The 14,776-nt window shown below is 72.2% G+C and carries 14 protein-coding genes; 5 read left to right on the top strand and 9 right to left on the bottom strand.

What is annotated here, in order from left to right:
* Position 1: 1 nt before the first annotated feature.
* Both ABZ857_RS09160 and ABZ857_RS09165 read left to right on the top strand, forming a co-directional pair.
* Positions 2-1,783 (top strand): N-acetylglutaminylglutamine amidotransferase, encoded by a 1,782-nt coding sequence (locus ABZ857_RS09160; RefSeq protein WP_357040001.1) that lies wholly within the window; start codon positions 2-4, stop codon positions 1,781-1,783.
* Complete coding sequence (locus tag ABZ857_RS09165; RefSeq protein ID WP_357040004.1) at positions 1,783-3,771, top strand: prolyl oligopeptidase family serine peptidase; 1,989 nt, start codon at positions 1,783-1,785, stop codon at positions 3,769-3,771. Before ABZ857_RS09160 ends, ABZ857_RS09165 begins: the two co-directional genes overlap by 1 nt.
* A 16-nt stretch (positions 3,772-3,787) precedes the next feature.
* Here the strand turns inward: ABZ857_RS09165 and ABZ857_RS09170 are convergent, their stop codons facing one another.
* Entirely contained in the window at positions 3,788-3,997 is a 210-nt protein-coding gene (locus ABZ857_RS09170) for a hypothetical protein (RefSeq protein ID WP_357040007.1), read from the bottom strand.
* A gap of 151 nt (positions 3,998-4,148) precedes the next feature.
* Positions 4,149-4,904 (bottom strand): hypothetical protein, encoded by a 756-nt coding sequence (locus tag ABZ857_RS09175; RefSeq protein WP_357040009.1) that lies wholly within the window; start codon positions 4,902-4,904, stop codon positions 4,149-4,151.
* Between the two features lie 17 nt (positions 4,905-4,921).
* On the opposite strand from ABZ857_RS09175, the gene ABZ857_RS09180 reads away from it, so the two are divergent.
* Positions 4,922-5,107, top strand: coding sequence for a hypothetical protein (locus ABZ857_RS09180; RefSeq protein WP_357040012.1), 186 nt, complete (start codon positions 4,922-4,924; stop codon positions 5,105-5,107).
* A gap of 56 nt (positions 5,108-5,163) precedes the next feature.
* Here ABZ857_RS09180 and ABZ857_RS09185 read toward each other — a convergent pair whose 3' ends face one another.
* The 3 genes from ABZ857_RS09185 to ABZ857_RS09195 form a co-directional block, all read right to left on the bottom strand.
* Entirely contained in the window at positions 5,164-5,916 is a 753-nt protein-coding gene (locus ABZ857_RS09185; RefSeq protein ID WP_357040015.1) for a sulfite exporter TauE/SafE family protein, read from the bottom strand.
* Between the two features lie 179 nt (positions 5,917-6,095).
* Positions 6,096-6,539: a protein-tyrosine phosphatase family protein gene (locus ABZ857_RS09190; protein WP_357040017.1), complete on the bottom strand. Its 444-nt coding sequence runs from the start codon at positions 6,537-6,539 to the stop codon at positions 6,096-6,098.
* A 48-nt stretch (positions 6,540-6,587) separates the two neighbouring features.
* On the bottom strand, positions 6,588-7,121 hold the full coding sequence (locus tag ABZ857_RS09195; protein WP_357040019.1) for a GNAT family protein: 534 nt from the start codon (positions 7,119-7,121) through the stop codon (positions 6,588-6,590).
* A gap of 394 nt (positions 7,122-7,515) precedes the next feature.
* Between ABZ857_RS09195 and ABZ857_RS09200 the strand changes: the two genes are divergently transcribed.
* Complete coding sequence (locus tag ABZ857_RS09200) at positions 7,516-8,565, top strand: LacI family DNA-binding transcriptional regulator (protein ID WP_357040022.1); 1,050 nt, start codon at positions 7,516-7,518, stop codon at positions 8,563-8,565.
* A gap of 28 nt (positions 8,566-8,593) precedes the next feature.
* Here the strand turns inward: ABZ857_RS09200 and ABZ857_RS09205 are convergent, their stop codons facing one another.
* From ABZ857_RS09205 to ABZ857_RS09220, 4 genes are all read right to left on the bottom strand, one after another.
* Entirely contained in the window at positions 8,594-9,964 is a 1,371-nt protein-coding gene (locus tag ABZ857_RS09205; RefSeq protein ID WP_357040025.1) for a GH1 family beta-glucosidase, read from the bottom strand.
* Positions 9,965-10,032: 68 nt separating this feature from the next.
* Entirely contained in the window at positions 10,033-10,872 is an 840-nt protein-coding gene (locus tag ABZ857_RS09210; protein ID WP_357040028.1) for a carbohydrate ABC transporter permease, read from the bottom strand.
* Positions 10,865-11,896 (bottom strand): sugar ABC transporter permease, encoded by a 1,032-nt coding sequence (locus ABZ857_RS09215; protein ID WP_357040031.1) that lies wholly within the window; start codon positions 11,894-11,896, stop codon positions 10,865-10,867. The genes ABZ857_RS09210 and ABZ857_RS09215 overlap by 8 nt, the downstream gene beginning before the upstream one ends.
* Positions 11,897-12,105: 209 nt before the next feature.
* Positions 12,106-13,425 (bottom strand): extracellular solute-binding protein, encoded by a 1,320-nt coding sequence (locus tag ABZ857_RS09220; protein ID WP_357040034.1) that lies wholly within the window; start codon positions 13,423-13,425, stop codon positions 12,106-12,108.
* 581 nt (positions 13,426-14,006) lie between these two features.
* Here ABZ857_RS09220 and ABZ857_RS09225 point away from each other — a divergent pair.
* Complete coding sequence (locus tag ABZ857_RS09225; protein ID WP_357040037.1) at positions 14,007-14,687, top strand: hypothetical protein; 681 nt, start codon at positions 14,007-14,009, stop codon at positions 14,685-14,687.
* Positions 14,688-14,776 lie beyond the last annotated feature (89 nt).

A 14,776-nucleotide genomic window follows, 5' to 3' on the forward strand; every position in this document is an offset into this window, starting at 1 on the left:
CATGTGCGGACTGACCGGCGAGATCCGGTTCGACGGGCGGAGCGCCGACATCGGCGCGGTGGGCAGGATGACCGACGCGATGCACGATCGCGGCCCGGACGGCTCGGGCCTGTGGTCGCAGGGCCCGGTCGCCCTCGGCCACCGGCGGCTGAAGATCATCGACCTGTCGGACAAGGCGGCCCAGCCGATGGCGGACCCCTCCCTCGGCCTGGCCGCGGTCTTCAACGGCTGCCTCTACAACTACCGGGAGCTGCGCGAGGAGCTGCGGGCCGAGGGATACCGCTTCTTCTCGGGCTCCGACACCGAGGTCCTGGTCAAGGCTTTCCACCGCTGGGGCTCCGACTGCGTGCACCGCTTCGCGGGGATGTTCGCCTTCGCCGTCTTCGAACCGGCGACGGGACGGCTGACGCTCGCCCGCGACCGGCTCGGCATCAAGCCGATGTACGTGTCCGGAGACGGGCGGCGGCTGCGCTTCGCCTCCACCCTGCCCGCGCTGCTGGCCGGGGGCGAGGTGTGCACCGACATCGACCCGGCCGCGCTGCACCACTACATGACCTTCCACTCGCTGGTGCCCGGCGAGCGCACCATCCTCGCCGGCGTGCGCAAGCTGCCTCCGGCGACCGTACGCACGGTCGAGGCCGACGGGACCTCCCACGACACGGTCTACTGGGAACCGCCCTTCACCCGGCTCCCGCGATACGAGGGGATGGACGCGCACGACTGGCGCGAGGCCGTGCTCGACCGGCTGCGCGCCGCCGTCCGCAGGCGCATGGTCGCGGACGTGCCCGTGGGCGTGCTGCTGTCGGGCGGGCTCGACTCCAGCGTCATCGTGGCCCTGCTGGCCGAGGAGGGCCAGCGGGACCTGTCGACGTTCAGCATCGGATTCCAGGCGGCCGGCGGCGACGCGGGAGACGAGTTCCGCTACTCCGACCTGGTCGCCGAGCGCTTCGGCACCGGCCACCACCGCATCCTCGTCGAGGACTCCCGCCTGCTGTCCGGCCTGCCGGAGGCGGTGCGGGCGATGAGCGAGCCGATGGTCAGCCACGACTGCGTCGCCTTCCACCTGCTGTCGGGGGAGGTGGCCAGGCACGTCAAGGTCGTGCAGTCCGGGCAGGGCGCCGACGAGGTGTTCGCCGGGTATCGCTGGTTCCCCCCGCTGGCCGACGTGCCACGCGAGGGCGCCTTCGCGACGTACGCCCGGGAGTTCTTCGACCGGCCGCACGAGGACCTGGCCGGCATCGTCGCGCCCGACTACCTGGTCGAGGAGGACGTGAGCGCCGATGTCGTCCGCTGCCACCTCGACCGGCCGGGCGCCGAGACCGCGCTCGACGCGGCGTTGCGCCTGGAGACCCGGCTGATGCTCGCCGACGACCCGGTCAAACGGGTGGACAACATGACGATGGCCCATGGTCTGGAGGCCCGCACGCCGTTCCTCGACCACGAGCTGGTCGAGCTGGCGGCGGCGTGCCCGCCGGAGCTGAAGCTGGCCGGGGGCGGCAAGGGCGTCCTGAAGGAGGCCTCCCGGGCGCTGCTGCCGCGCGAGGTCGTCGATCGGCCGAAGGGCTACTTCCCGGTGCCCGCGATCCGGCACATCGACGGGCCGTTCCTCGACCTGGTGCGCGACGCGCTCACCGCGCCCGCCGCGCGATCCCGCGGCCTGTTCGACAAGGCGTACGTCGAGGAGCTGCTGGAGAACCGGGAGGCCCACCGCACCACGACGGGGGTCAACATGCTGTGGCAGCTCGGACTGCTGGAGATGTGGCTGCAGGCTCAAGGAATCTGATGGCGGAGCACCTCCTCGGCGCCGTGTTCCCCGACACCGGGTTTCTCGACGTCTGGGGCTGCTGGACCCCGGCTTTGTCGCCGGACCGGCGCGCCGTCGCGTACGTCAGCGACCGGGACGGCGCGCCGCGGGTCTGGGTCCAACCGGTGGAGCCGGGCGGGCCGGCACGGGTCGTCGACACCGGGCCCGAGCCGGTCGCGGACGTGAGCTGGTCGCCGGCCGGGGACCGGCTGGCCGTGCTCGTCGCTCCGGGCGGCGGCGAGCACACGCGGGTCTGGACGGTCCGTGCCGACGGCGGCGATTTGCGTCCGCTGGCCGCGCCCGAGAGCGGATCGGCATGGTTCGTCGAGTGGACCGGCCGGGGCGACCTGCTCCTGGTGGCCGAGGTCTCGGCGGCAGGGCTGACCGAGGCCCTGCTGATCGACGCGGCCACCGGGAGCCGGGAGACGGTCGCCGCCGGGCCGCTGCTGCACCCGGAGGCGGTCAGCCGCGACCACGCGAGGGTGCTGCTGCGGCGCGGCCCGCGCGGAGTCCGGCGGATGTACGTCAAGGACCTGTCTCCGGGCGGCGCCGGCCTGCCGGGGAGCGGCGCGGACCTGCCCGGCGGTGGCACGGGCCGGTCCGGGGGTGGCACGGGCCGGTCCGGCGGTGGCACGGGCCGGTCCGGGGGCGTCGCCGAACTGCCGCTGCTTGCCGACCTGCCCGGCTCGACCGAGCACGGCGTGCTCTCCCCCGACGGCGGAACCGCCTACCTGCTGACCGACGCGGGCCGGGACCGCACCGCGCTGGTCGCCGTGCCGGTCGCCGTGCCAGTCGACGGACTGGTCGACGGACCGGCCGGCGTGCCGGTCGACGGGGGCCGGGAGTGCCTGCCGGTCGTGGTGGCCGAGCGCCCGGACGCCGAACTGGACCGCTTCGCGCTCAGCGCGGACGGCCGCCGCCTGGTGCTGGTGTGGAACGCGGCCGGACGCTCCGAACTGGAGGTGCTGGAGGCGGGCAACGGCACCGGCGGCGGCCCCGGATGGGTGCGGTGCCCGCTCCCCGCTCCGCCTGGTGAGGTGGTCTCCTCGATCAGGCTCTCGCCGGACGGCCGGGTGGCCGTGCTCGCCGTCGAGGGGCCCGCCCAGCCGTCGCGCGTCGTGGTGTGCGACCTGGAGGCGGGCCGATACATCGCGGTCGCCGGGGCCGGCCGGCTCGCCGGAGCCGTGGACGCCGAACTCGTGCGCGTCCCGGCCCGCGACGGCCTGGAGCTCAGCGGGTGGCTCTACCGACCACCCGGCGCGCTGGGCCCGGCGCCGTACGCGGTCTTCCTGCACGGCGGGCCCGAGGACCAGGAGCGACCGGCGTTCACCCCGCTGTATCAGTGCCTGGTGGCCGCCGGCATCGGCGTGTTCGCGCCGAACGTGCGCGGCTCGGCCGGGTTCGGCCGGGCGTTCCGCGACGCCGACAACCACGCGCTGCGCTTCCGCGCCATCGACGACGTGGCGGACTGCGCCGCCCACCTGGTGCGGACCGGGCTCGCCGACCCGGCCAGGCTCGCGTGCCTGGGCTGGTCGTACGGCGGCTACCTCACGCTGGCCGCGCTCGTCACGTATCCACGGCTCTTCCGCACGGGAGTGGACGTGTGCGGGATGGCGGACTTCGCCACCTTCTATGAGCGCACGGAGCCGTGGATCGCGGCGGCCGCCGTGAGCGAGTACGGCCATCCGGAGGCCGACCGCGACCTGCTGCACGCCCTGTCGCCACTGCACGCCTTCGACCGCCTTGCCGCTCCCCTGCTCGTGGTGCACGGCGCACGGGACACCAACGTGCCGGTGCACGAGGCCGAGCAGGTCGTCCGCGCGGCCCGGGCCAGGGGCGTGCCCTGCGAGCTGCTGCTGTTCGAGGACGAGGGACACGAGATCCGGCGGCGGGCCAACCGGGTCAGCTTCCTGAGGCGGGTGACCGAGTGGCTCGGACGGCACCTGACCGGCGTGTCCTCCGGGTGACTCTCGGCGGAGGCCCTCAGCGAGACTCGTGCAGCCGCGCCAGGTCGCTCTCCATCTTGGCGATGACCCGCTGGTACCCCTCCCAGCCGTACAGCCGGAACAACTCGGACTTCATGCGGAGCGTCTCCTCCTGCACCGCCTCCGGACCCTGGCGGCGTATGGCGTCGAGCGCGAGACGCGCCCGACGCTCTCGGTCGGTGGTTCCGGCGAGATCCTCGCGTCTCATCTCAGGAGTAGGCATGGGGCTCTGCCCTCCGGGTCTGGACGAACGGTGCCTACACCTGACGCGCCTCGGCGGCACTAGGTTGACGGCCGCGGGAAAAACTTTCGGACGAGCGCCTACCGGCGAGTAGGCATCACGGTCCCCCGACGCCCCGTCACGGCGCCTCGCCGCCGGGGACGTCGACCGCGATCTCGCCGCCCAGCAGATGCCCTCCATGCAGGGCGAGGTGGTCGCCGCTCCAGAACCTTCCGGGGTCGTACCAGTTCGGGCGGCGGCCGGCGGGCAGCAGGCCCATCGCCTCGTAGGTCACGGCGACGACCTCCGCGCAGTAGGCCGTCTCCAGCGCACGGTCCAGCGCGCCGTCCCGGGCACCGTCCTGGGCGCCGTCCCGGGCACGGACCGGGGCGCCGTCCCGGGCACGGACCGGGGCGCCGTCCTGGGCACGGTCCGGGGCGCCGTCCCGTGCTTCGCGCCGGAGCGAGGGCAGCCGCCCGCGCAGCCAGCGCCCGGCCAGGCGGGCGGTCGACGGGAACGGCGTGCCGTCCAGCCGCGCGATCGTCCGCAGGACGGCGTCCTCCATCTCCCTGGTGGCGGGGGGCTCCAACTGCCGTAGCCAGGCGCGCTGGCCGTACCTGGCCGCCCAGACGCGGACCGCGTCACGCATGTCGTGCAACTGGACGCCGCGCTGATGCGTGCCCGACCACATGTCGGGCAGCGACCGGCCGAGTTCGGCGTGCCACATGAGCGGCGGCAGGTCCTCGATGACGACGGCCATGCCGACGTGGTTCACCGGGCTGTTGGTGGTGACCTGGATGGCGCGGTCCGGCACACTGCGTCCGCGGAACACCCAGAGATCGCCAGTACGGGCTAGTTCGAGCGCCTTGTCGAGACTTATCCGCGTATGAGCCACGGCAGTAGCCTAGGCACATGCGCTGGTGGAAGATACTCGGTCTGGCGGCCTTCGCGGGTGTCGCGGCGACCGGTGTGGTGATCGCCCGGGCCGAGCGCCGGCGGCGCGCGTACACGCCCGAGGAGATCCGGGAGCGCCTGCGGGCCCGGCACGCCGAGGCCGTCGCCTCGGCGGAGGCGCCCCGCGGCACCGCCGCCCGATAAGCTCGCCGCCGCCCACGCGGCAGCCCCGCGCGGCGAGAACCGCCGGGGATCGCTGCTCAGCCGCCGCGGTAGGCGTCGACGCCGAGCTTGACCGCGACCGCGAGACCGCAGATGGCCGCGGCGAGGCGCAGCGTCTGGCCGGGCAGGCGGCGCGCGACCGCCGGGCCGAGCCAGCCGCCCACGAGGAACCCCACGGCCAGCGGGCCCACCGCCGCCCAGTCGACCGGGCCGAAGACGGCGAACCCGACGGCTGCGACGGCGTTGGCCAGCGCCGAAACGATGTTCTTGACCGCGTTGACGCCCACCGCCGGCCGGTCGAGCGCCGCCGCGAGCACGGCGAACATGATGATCCCACCCGCGGCTCCGAAGTAGCCCGTGTAGACGGCGACGCAGAAGACGCCCACGCGCAGCGCCAGGCCGCCCTCCCCGCCGAGACTCACCTGCCCGGGGCGTGGCGGGCGCAGCAACAGCAGCAGCGAGGCGCCTGCGACCAGCCACGGGGCGACCATCTCGAACGTCCGCGACGGTGTGACCAGCAGCAGCCCCGCGCCGGTCGCGCCGCCCAGCGCGGCGGCGAATCCGAGACGGCCGACGAGTCGGCCCTGGCCCGCCAGCTCGGGCCGCGACCCGGCCGCCGCTCCCACACCGGTGAACAGCAGCGCGACCGTGTTGGTGACGTTCGCGGCCAGCGGCGGCAGGCCGAAGGCCAGCAGCGCGGGGTACGACACGATCGAGGCCAGGCTCACAACCGTGCTGACCACTCCGGCGACCAGGCCGATCCCGGCCAGCCCCAGCACGTCCACAAGCACAAGGGCACCCAACCACATCGGGTCCGGACACCTGTTACCGCCCTCCCTCCGCGCGAGCGCTCGTGGCGGTGCCGGCCGGGTTCGCGGCGGTCCCGGTCGTGGTGGAGCGTGTGTCGCAGAGCTACACCGGCCGCGCGCTCACGGCCGACGGAACTCGCACGTACGCACGTACCGCGCGGTCAGGACGCGGGAAAGCGCAGCACCCAGCGACGCTGCCAGGGCGTTTCCACGGCCCGTGGGTGATATTCGGCGCGGGTCCAGGCGACGGCCCGGTCGGCGGGCAGGCCCGACAGGATGGCCAGGCACGCGATCACGGTGCCGGTGCGCCCGACTCCCCCACCACAGGCGACCTCGACCCGGCGGCCAGCGCGCGCGTGCGCGTGCAGCGCCCGGATGCGGCCGATCGCGTGCTCCCGGTCGCGGGGCAGGAGGAAGTCGGGCCAGTCGATCCACTCGTGCGGCCACGTGAGGCCGTGGTCATGCCTGTGCCTGAGCCGCCGGCTGCCCAGATAGAGGCCGTGGTCGGGCAGGACGCCCGGTGGCGTGGGATGTCTCAGGCCGCGGCCCCGCACCGGGGTGCCGTCGGGTAGCCGGACGGCACCAGGAAAATCATCGATGGGCATGCCTCATCTTGCCCTTCACCGCGCCGCCCTGGCAGGGGATTTTCCGGCTCATCCGGACGCGAGGTCGAACTCGTCTCGCAGGATGGAGAACAGGAGCTGGTCGTGCCAGCGCCCACCTCGCCACTGAGCACGCCGGACCACGCCTTCGAGCTGGAACCCGATCTTCTCCAGGCACCGCATCTCGGCCTTGTTCTCCGGGTCGGTGGTCGCCTGGATCCGTTCCACCCGCGTGTGCGTGAACAGATAGCGGACGAGTTCCCGCTGGGCCCGGGTCCCGATTCCCCTGCCCCGCCAGTCCGGCAGCAGGCCGACGGCGATCTCCCAGCACAGCGACGTGTCACGGCGGCCCCAGCGCCGCTCCAGCCACTCGACCCGTCCCGCGAGTTCGCCGTTCACCGTGACGGCGAGCATGTTGTCGGCTCCGGCCAGGAGCCCGCGGGTGCGCAGTGCCTCCCGTAGCGCGACGGTCGGAGTGAATCCGAACCACTGGTGCGGAGTCGCGCCGCTCTCGCTCTGGAAGGCCGAGTCGAAGGCGTCCAGGTCGGCTTCGGTGACGGGTCGAAGTGCCAGGTGATCGGGCATTCCTGTCGCTCTTCCTCACGGTCGGTCGAGTGCGGGCGGCCTCGGCCCGCCGGGCCGGGGAGATGTTCACATTGTCCGCTCGGAACGGTGGCCGCGGAGCCGATCATCGCATGCCCCACGCCGGTGATCGCCGGCTGCGCGGCCGCCCGTCCCCGCGTCCGCGCTCAGGCCTGCTCGGTGCGACCGGCGGAGTGATTCGCACGGCGTCGAGCCGGACCGCGTCGTGCTCGTGACGCGCGCCGGCGACGACGACCCCCGCGTGGCGGCCTTTCGCGAGTACGCCGAAGCCCATCTCGAAAGTGACCTCGGCGGGGGCCGCAGGCGCCGGTTCACGCTGTCCAGCCGCGCCCGCGACGCCGGAGAGCGCTCTCCACCTCGTGCTATAAATGGCTGCATGAGCAGCGATCTCCCGCCGGCGTCGGGAGCCCCCACGCTGGAGGACGTGGCCCGCGTGGCGGGAGTGTCCCGGGCGACCGTCTCGCGTGTGATCAACGGTATCCGCAACGTCGCGCCGGAGATCCAGGAGGCGGTGCACCGGGCCATCGCGACGACCGGCTACGTGCCGAACCGGGCCGCCCGATCCCTCGTCACCCGCCGCACGGGAGCGGTCGCGCTGGTCGTGTCGGGCGCGGGCGACGCGGAGGGCGGCGAGCCGTTCGAGTCCCGGGTCTTCGCCGACCCCTTCTTCGGCCGGGTTGCCTCCGGCGTGGTGGGCTACCTGCGGCCCCGGGGCATCCACCCGGTGCTGATGCTGGCGGACTCGGCACAGACCCGCGACGACGTCGTGTCCTTCCTCCGGCAGGGCAGCGCCGACGGCGCCCTGGTCGTCTCGACGCACGGCGAGGACCCGCTGCCGAAGCTGCTGGTGGACGCCGGGCTGCCCGCCGTGCTGTGGGCGCGGCCCGCCCGGCCGATCCCGATCAGCTACGTCGACCTCGCCCACCGGGCCGGCGCGGCGCTGGCGGCCGACCGCCTGGTGGCGCGCGGCTGCCGGCGGGTGGCCACGATCAGCGGCCCCTTCGACGTGCCCGCCGCCCAGGACCGGTTGTCGGGATTCCAGGAGGCCATGGCCGGGCACGGCCACCCGTACGTGCCGGCCGTGGAGGGCGACTTCATGCCGGCGAGCGGAGAGGCCGGCATGCACCGGCTCATCAAGGAGCACCCGGACATCGACGGCGTCTTCGTCGCCAACGACCTGATGGCGCAGGGCGCGCTGCTCGCGCTGCGCGACCTCGGGCGCCGCGTGCCCGAGGACGTCGCGGTCATCGGGTTCGACGACAGCGCCGCAATCGCCTGCCGCCCGCCGCTGACGACCGTGCGCCAGCCGATGGAGGACATGGCCGCCGAGATGGCCCGCCTGCTGCTGGCGCACGTCGCGGACCCGGACTTCCAGGTCACCTCGGTCATCGTGCAGCCGACGCTGGTGGTCCGCGAGTCGGCCTGACGGACCACCGGCGCCCCGTTCGCCTCTCTCAGGCCACCCGCAGCCGCTTGCTCGCTTTGATGATCTCGGCGTAGCGGTGACCGCTCGACTTGATCGTCCGCGCCTGGGTGTCGTAGTCGACGTGCACCAGGCCGAACCGCTTGTCGTACCCGTAGGCCCATTCGAAGTTGTCCAGCAGCGACCACGCGAAGTAGCCCGCCACCGGTGCCCCCTGTTCGATGGCCCGGCCGCAGGCCGCGATGTGGTCCTCCAGGTAGGCCAGGCGCTCCGGGTCGTCGACGGTGCCGTCCGGGCCGACCGTGTCGGGCCAGGCCGACCCGCTCTCGGTGACGTAAAGACGGGGCGCGGCGTACTCCCGGGCGAGGCGCACCAGCAGACGTTCTAGGCCGGCCGCGTCGGCCTCCCAGCCCATGGCCGTGGTCGTCGCCCCCGGCACCTCGACCTGCCGCGCGTACGGCACGGGCCCGTCGGGGTCGGCCGCCACCACCTGCCGGAAGTAGTAGTTGACGCCCAGGTAGTCGAGCGGGGCGGCGATCGTCTCCAGGTCGCCCGGCTTGATCGGCAGGTCGACGCCGTACACCGCGACCATGTCCTCGGGGTAGCCGCGGCCGGTGACCGGGTCGAGCCACCACCGGTTGACGTGCCCGTCGAGGCGCCGCGCGGCGGCGTGGTCCTCCTCGCTGTCGCTCGCCGGGTCGCAGGGGCTGAGGTTGTTGACGATCCCGATCGACGGCGTCAGCCGCGCCGCGGCCCGTACGGCCTGCGCGCCCAGGCCGTGGGCGAGGTGGAGGTGGTAGGACGTGCGGACGGCGGCCTCCAGGTCCTTGACCCCCGGCGCCATCGAGCCCTCCAGGTGCCCATGCCAGGAGCAGCACAGCGGCTCGTTGATCGTCGTCCAGTCGGCGACGCGGTCGCCGAGCCGTCCGGCCACGACGGCGGCGTAGTCGGCGAAGCGCTGGGCGGTGTCGCGCTCGGGCCACCCGCCGCGGTCCTGCAGCGCCTGTGGCAGGTCCCAGTGGTAGAGGGTCACGAACGGCCGGATGCCGGCGTCGAGCAGGGCGTCCACGAGACGGTCGTAGAAGGCCAGCCCGCGTTGGTTGACCTGGCCAGTGCCGTCGGGCACCACGCGCGGCCAGGCCACCGAGAAGCGGTAGGCGTCCAGGCCGAGGCGTTCGAGCAGGCCGACGTCCTCGCGCCACCGGTGGTAGTGGTCGCAGGCCACCTCCCCGGTGTCGCCGCCGTCGATCGCCCCGGGCACCCGGCAGAAGGTGTCCCAGATCGAGGGCAGCCTGCCGTCCTCGAGGGCCGCGCCCTCGATCTGGTAGGCCGAGGTGGCCACGCCCCAGACAAAATCGGTGAAAGCGGTTACATCCGGGGCGTGGCCGCGCTGCGGCTCCATTCGCTGGTTCTCCTTGAATCGATGGTGATTGTGATGGTGGGGGGGATGGTGAGGGGGCCGGTGAGGGGTCACTTCACGGCGCCCGCGGTGAGTCCCTGGACAAGGTAGCGCTGCAGCAGCAGGAACCCGGCCACCACAGGGACGCTGACGACCAGGGAGGCCGCCATGATCTGGTTCCAGTAGACGTCGTTCTCGGTGGCGTACCCCTGGAGGCCGACGGCGAGGGTGCGGCTCGACTCGTCGGTCATGACCGAGGCGAACAGCACCTCTCCCCACGCGGTCATGAACGCGTAGATCGCGACGGCCACGATGCCGGGGGTGGCCGCGGGCAGGACGACCCGCAGCAGGGCCCCGACCGGGCCGCTGCCGTCCACCTGGGCGGCCTCGTCCAGGGCCGTGGGGATCGAGTCGAAATACCCGGCCAGCATCCAGATCGAGAACGGCAACGAGAAGGTCAGATAGGTGATGATCAGCCCGGTGCGGCTGGCGTACAGCTCGACCCCGAGCGCGGTCCCGAGGTTCACGTAGATCATGAACAGCGGGAGCAGGAAGAGGATGCCGGGGAACATCTGCGTCGACAGCACGGTGACCGAGAAGATCCGGCGGCCGGGGAAGCGGAAGCGGCTGATCGCGTACGCCGCGAAGATCGCGATGACGACCGACACCAGCGCGGCCACCGACGCCACGATCAGGCTGTTGGCGAAGTAACGCGCGAGCGGGACCGTCCGCCACATGTCGGCGAACGGCCGCAGCGTGATCGTCGTGGGAATCCAGTGGAAGTCCCCCTGCACGTCCCGCAGCGGCTTGATCGCCGAGGTCAGCATCACGTACAGCGGGGTCAGGGTGAACAGGCCGAGCAGGCCGAGGCCGGCCCACCGCGCCCACGGCAGCCAACGGGGGTCACGCATCGCTCCTCCTCCGGGACGTCGCCACCAGATACGCGGCGGTCACCAGCAGCAGGAACAGCAGGAGCAGCACCGACATGGCCGAGCCCGAGCCGAAGTTCCAGGTGACGAACGAGCTCTGGTAGATGTGGATCGAGATCAGGTCCGCCTCGTGCGGGGCCGACTTGCCGAACAGCACGTACGGCGTGTTGAAGTCGTTGAACGTCCACAGGAACAGCACCAGGACGAGCACCTGGTTGATGGGGCGCAGCATGGGCAGCGTGACCGCGCGCAGCCGCCGGCCCCAGCCCGCGCCGTCGATCGCCGCCGCCTCGTAAAGATCGGTGGGGATGTTCTGCAGCCCGGCCATCAGCACCAGGAAGGCGAACGGCCACGACCGCCACACGCAGACCACGATGATCGACATGAAGCTGTTGGACCCGATCAGCCAGAACGGGCGTTCGCCGAACAGGTGCAGCTGGTCCACGAGCACGTGGTTGACGAGCCCGGAGTCGCGCTGGAGCAGGAAGCTCCAGGTGATCACCCCGGCGTAGACCGGCAGGGCGTACGGCACGAGGAACAGCGCGCGCAGCACGGCCCGGCCCCGGAACGAGCCCTGCATGAGCACGGCACCGCAGATGCCGAGCAGCCACGACAGCCCGACGGTGAGCGCGGTGAACGCGACGGTGACGAGGAACGAGTGCAGCAGCGAGCGGCCGACCGCGCCGTCGAAGTCGACGGCGACGCCGTAGTTGTCCAGCCCGGCGAAGGGCGCGGCCGACCAGTTGCGCAGGAAGAACTGGGTGAGCTTGAGGAAGCTCATCCCGATGCCGATCAGCATCGGCACCAGGTGGACGAGCAGTTCGAGCAGCACGGCCGGAAGGATCAGCAGGTACGGCAGGGCGACGCGGCGCAGCCGCGCGGGGACGCGGTCGGTGATCCCGCGCCGCCGGCCGCCGGGAGGCGGAGGGCCGTCTGAGCGGCCCGCGCCGGACCGGGACGTGGTGGACACGACCGTGGGATCCGGCGCGGGGACCGCCGGATTCATGCGGCCGGGGGATCGCTTGCCCGATGCCGTCCTTGCCGGAGGGGCAGCGGTCAGGGCTTGGCCGTCGCCTGCCCCGGCCATCTCAGCCGGGGACAGCGAGAAGCCGTCCTCTTCAGGGGACGGTGGAGTCACGGACTTCCTCTCGATGTCGAGGGTCTGCGTCGGGGCGCCGGGCGGAGCCTCCGCCCGGCGCCGGGTCATCGGGCCGCTCAGCCGCCCATCTGCTGGTTGGCCTCGGTGAGCTTGGCCTTGACGGCCTCCTCGGTGACCGGTTTGCCGCTCGCGACGTCCGCGAACAGCTGGTTCATCGCGTTGCCCACGAGCGTCTCGAACTGGCTCTCCTGCGCCACCTGCGGCAGCGGCGCGGCCGTGGTCGAGAGGATCTGCTGGAACGTCTTGATCGTCTCGCTCTCGAACGCCGGGTCGTCGTAGGCGTCCGTGACGGTCGGCAGCGAGCCGTACGCCTTGTTGAGGTTCTGCTGGGTCTGCTTCGACGTCATGAACTGGGCGAACTTCAACGCCCCGTCCTTGTTGGCGGCCGTCTTGAACACGGCGAGGTTGATGCCGGCGACCATGGCGTTGACCTGCTTGCCGCCCTGCGACGGGTCGGGCAGCGGGATCGGGGCCAGGCCGTAGTCGTCCTCGGTCCAGCCGGCCTGCTTGAGCTGCGTGGCGATCGACTGCCACATCAGCATGCCGGCCTTGCCGGAGACGAAGTCCTGCACCGCCTCGGTGCCGTTGGCGTACTCTGCGTTGCTGGGGTTGACGATCTTGTGGGCGGCCATCAGGTCGAGGTACTGCTTGATGGCCGCGACCTCCTGGTCGGAGTCGAAGTGCGGCTTGCCGGAGGCGTCGAACAGGTCCGCGCCGTGCTGCCGGCCGAAGATGAAGGCGTGGTGGGCGTTCTCGCTGACGCTGGCGCCCTCCACGGCGAGCCCCCACTTGCCGTCCTTGGTCAGCTTCTTGCCGTCGGCGATCAGCTCGTCCCAGGTGGCCGGCGGTTTGTCGATGCCGGCCTCCTTGAACATCTTCTTGTTGTAGAAGAGGCCGTACGTCATGCCGTAGATCGGAACGGCGGTGGGCGGCTGGCCGGGGGCGCCGGTCGCGGCGAGGCTGGGGCCGAGGAAGCGCTCCTTGCCGCCGAGCGTCTTGAGCAGCGCGTCGTCCCACGGCACGAACGCCCCGGTCGCCTGCAGCGAGGCCGACCAGGTGTTGCCGATGTTGACGACGTCCGGGCCCTTGCCCGACGTGGTCGCGGCGAGGATCCGGTTGAGCAGGTCGGCCCAGGGGACGACCTCGAGGTTCACCTTGATCCCGGTCTCCTTGGTGAACCTGTCCAGCTCGGGCCCCAGCACCTCCTTGTCGTTCTCCAGGCTGGTGCCCTGGTTGGACGCCCAGTAGGTGATCGTCTGGGCCGCGCTCCCACCGGCCGATCCTGCCGTGGACGACGAGTCGTCGGCGCCGCAGGCCGTCGCGGCGAGCACGAGGGCTCCGGCGACGGCGAAGAGATATGGCTTGTGTCTGCGCACGGGTGTTGTCCTCACTCTTGCGGGTGCGACCGCCCACCCGTGAGGGCGGCGGCCTGGGGGGTGAACGGGTGCTGTGACAGCGCGGTCCTGCGACAGCGCGGCCCGGACGGCCCCCGCCGGTGCGGGAGTCGCCCCACGTGACGGGCGCCGGCACGCGAGCGCCGGGCTCTCCTCATCGCCAATGGCTTGGAGAGCGCTCTCCAAGGAGGAGAGTGTCGCGGAAGGCGGAGAGTGTCAAGGGGCGGCCCTCCCGCATGCTGGGCGCAGCCGACCGCCCCGGCCCGGTATCCCCTGAATGAACTGCGGATTTCCGTCGCGTTGAAAGCCGCTCTTGACAGGGCGGTCAGCGGAGACCAGGCTCTGGGAAAGCGCTCTCCCATCCGCTTGCCCGCATTTCCACCGAAGAGAGGTCACCCTTTCCCCACCGCACGCCGGGCACGTCCCCGGCCGAAGCGAGCCGCCGCAGGACGCCGGTCATCAGCAAACCGGTCTCAGCAGGCCGGGCAACAGGGCGCCGCGCGGCAGGTCCGGCAGGCGGCGCACGACCGGGCACGGCAGATGACCGCGCCCGCCGCGCCGGCGTGACCCGGGCGACGGTGTACCGGCGGTTCCCTGACAGGATCCGGCTGCTCGTCGCCGCGATCGGCGCGGGCCTGGACGCGCCGCCTCCGCCGCCGCCGGAGCCGGGCGACATCGAGCAGATGCTCGCCGTATGGGCCCACCACCTGGCCCGGCCCCGGCTACGACAGCTCACCCGCCGGCTGATGACATCGCTCCACGACTATCGGCCCGGAAGACGGCCACCATTGGTACGACGTGGACTTCCCGGACGTCATCGAGATCGCCCGAGCCGGCTGTACTCCGCGCGTCCCGGTCATACCACCGTCGGCGCATCCGTCACCGAGCCCGGCTGGCTCGATTCCGTCCCGCGGGACAGGCTCGCGATCGTGGTCGCCGACGGCCTGCTGAACTTCCTCCCCGAACACGACGTACGGCGGATCCTCAGCCAGATCGTCGAGCGTTTTCCCAGCGGCGAGATCTGCTTCAACATCACCTCCCCCGTGGTGCGGAAGCAGCGTGAGAAACGGCCCATACCGCTTTTCACGAAGTTCGGGATCGCCGAACAATGGTTTCCCGACGACCCGCGCCACGTCGAAGGATTCCACCGCCGGCTTCGCCTCGCGGAGACCGGCAGCCCAGGTGACGCTTCCCACCGCTGCGCTCGCCCGGCGCGGCCCCGCCGGCACGCTGGACACCGGTAACGCGGGAGTTCCGATGACCGAGGCCGCCGAAACCCCCGATCGCGCGCGGGTTACGATCAAGGTGGAGTACGGATCGAGGAGAGCGGCGA

Origin of the sequence: Microbispora sp. NPDC046933 (assembly GCF_040644635.1) — a bacterium.
In the GTDB taxonomy this organism is placed as follows: domain Bacteria; phylum Actinomycetota; class Actinomycetes; order Streptosporangiales; family Streptosporangiaceae; genus Microbispora.

Coding starts and splice junctions, on each gene's coding strand:
- ABZ857_RS09160 (WP_357040001.1), top strand. CDS start 2: ATGTGCGGACTGACCGGCGAGATCCGGTTCGACGGGCGGAGCGCCGAC.
- ABZ857_RS09165 (WP_357040004.1), top strand. CDS start 1,783: ATGGCGGAGCACCTCCTCGGCGCCGTGTTCCCCGACACCGGGTTTCTC.
- ABZ857_RS09170 (WP_357040007.1), bottom strand. CDS start 3,997: ATGAGACGCGAGGATCTCGCCGGAACCACCGACCGAGAGCGTCGGGCG.
- ABZ857_RS09180 (WP_357040012.1), top strand. CDS start 4,922: ATGCGCTGGTGGAAGATACTCGGTCTGGCGGCCTTCGCGGGTGTCGCG.
- ABZ857_RS09190 (WP_357040017.1), bottom strand. CDS start 6,539: ATGCCCATCGATGATTTTCCTGGTGCCGTCCGGCTACCCGACGGCACC.
- ABZ857_RS09195 (WP_357040019.1), bottom strand. CDS start 7,121: ATGCCCGATCACCTGGCACTTCGACCCGTCACCGAAGCCGACCTGGAC.
- ABZ857_RS09200 (WP_357040022.1), top strand. CDS start 7,516: ATGAGCAGCGATCTCCCGCCGGCGTCGGGAGCCCCCACGCTGGAGGAC.
- ABZ857_RS09205 (WP_357040025.1), bottom strand. CDS start 9,964: ATGGAGCCGCAGCGCGGCCACGCCCCGGATGTAACCGCTTTCACCGAT.
- ABZ857_RS09210 (WP_357040028.1), bottom strand. CDS start 10,872: ATGCGTGACCCCCGTTGGCTGCCGTGGGCGCGGTGGGCCGGCCTCGGC.
- ABZ857_RS09215 (WP_357040031.1), bottom strand. CDS start 11,896: ATGAATCCGGCGGTCCCCGCGCCGGATCCCACGGTCGTGTCCACCACG.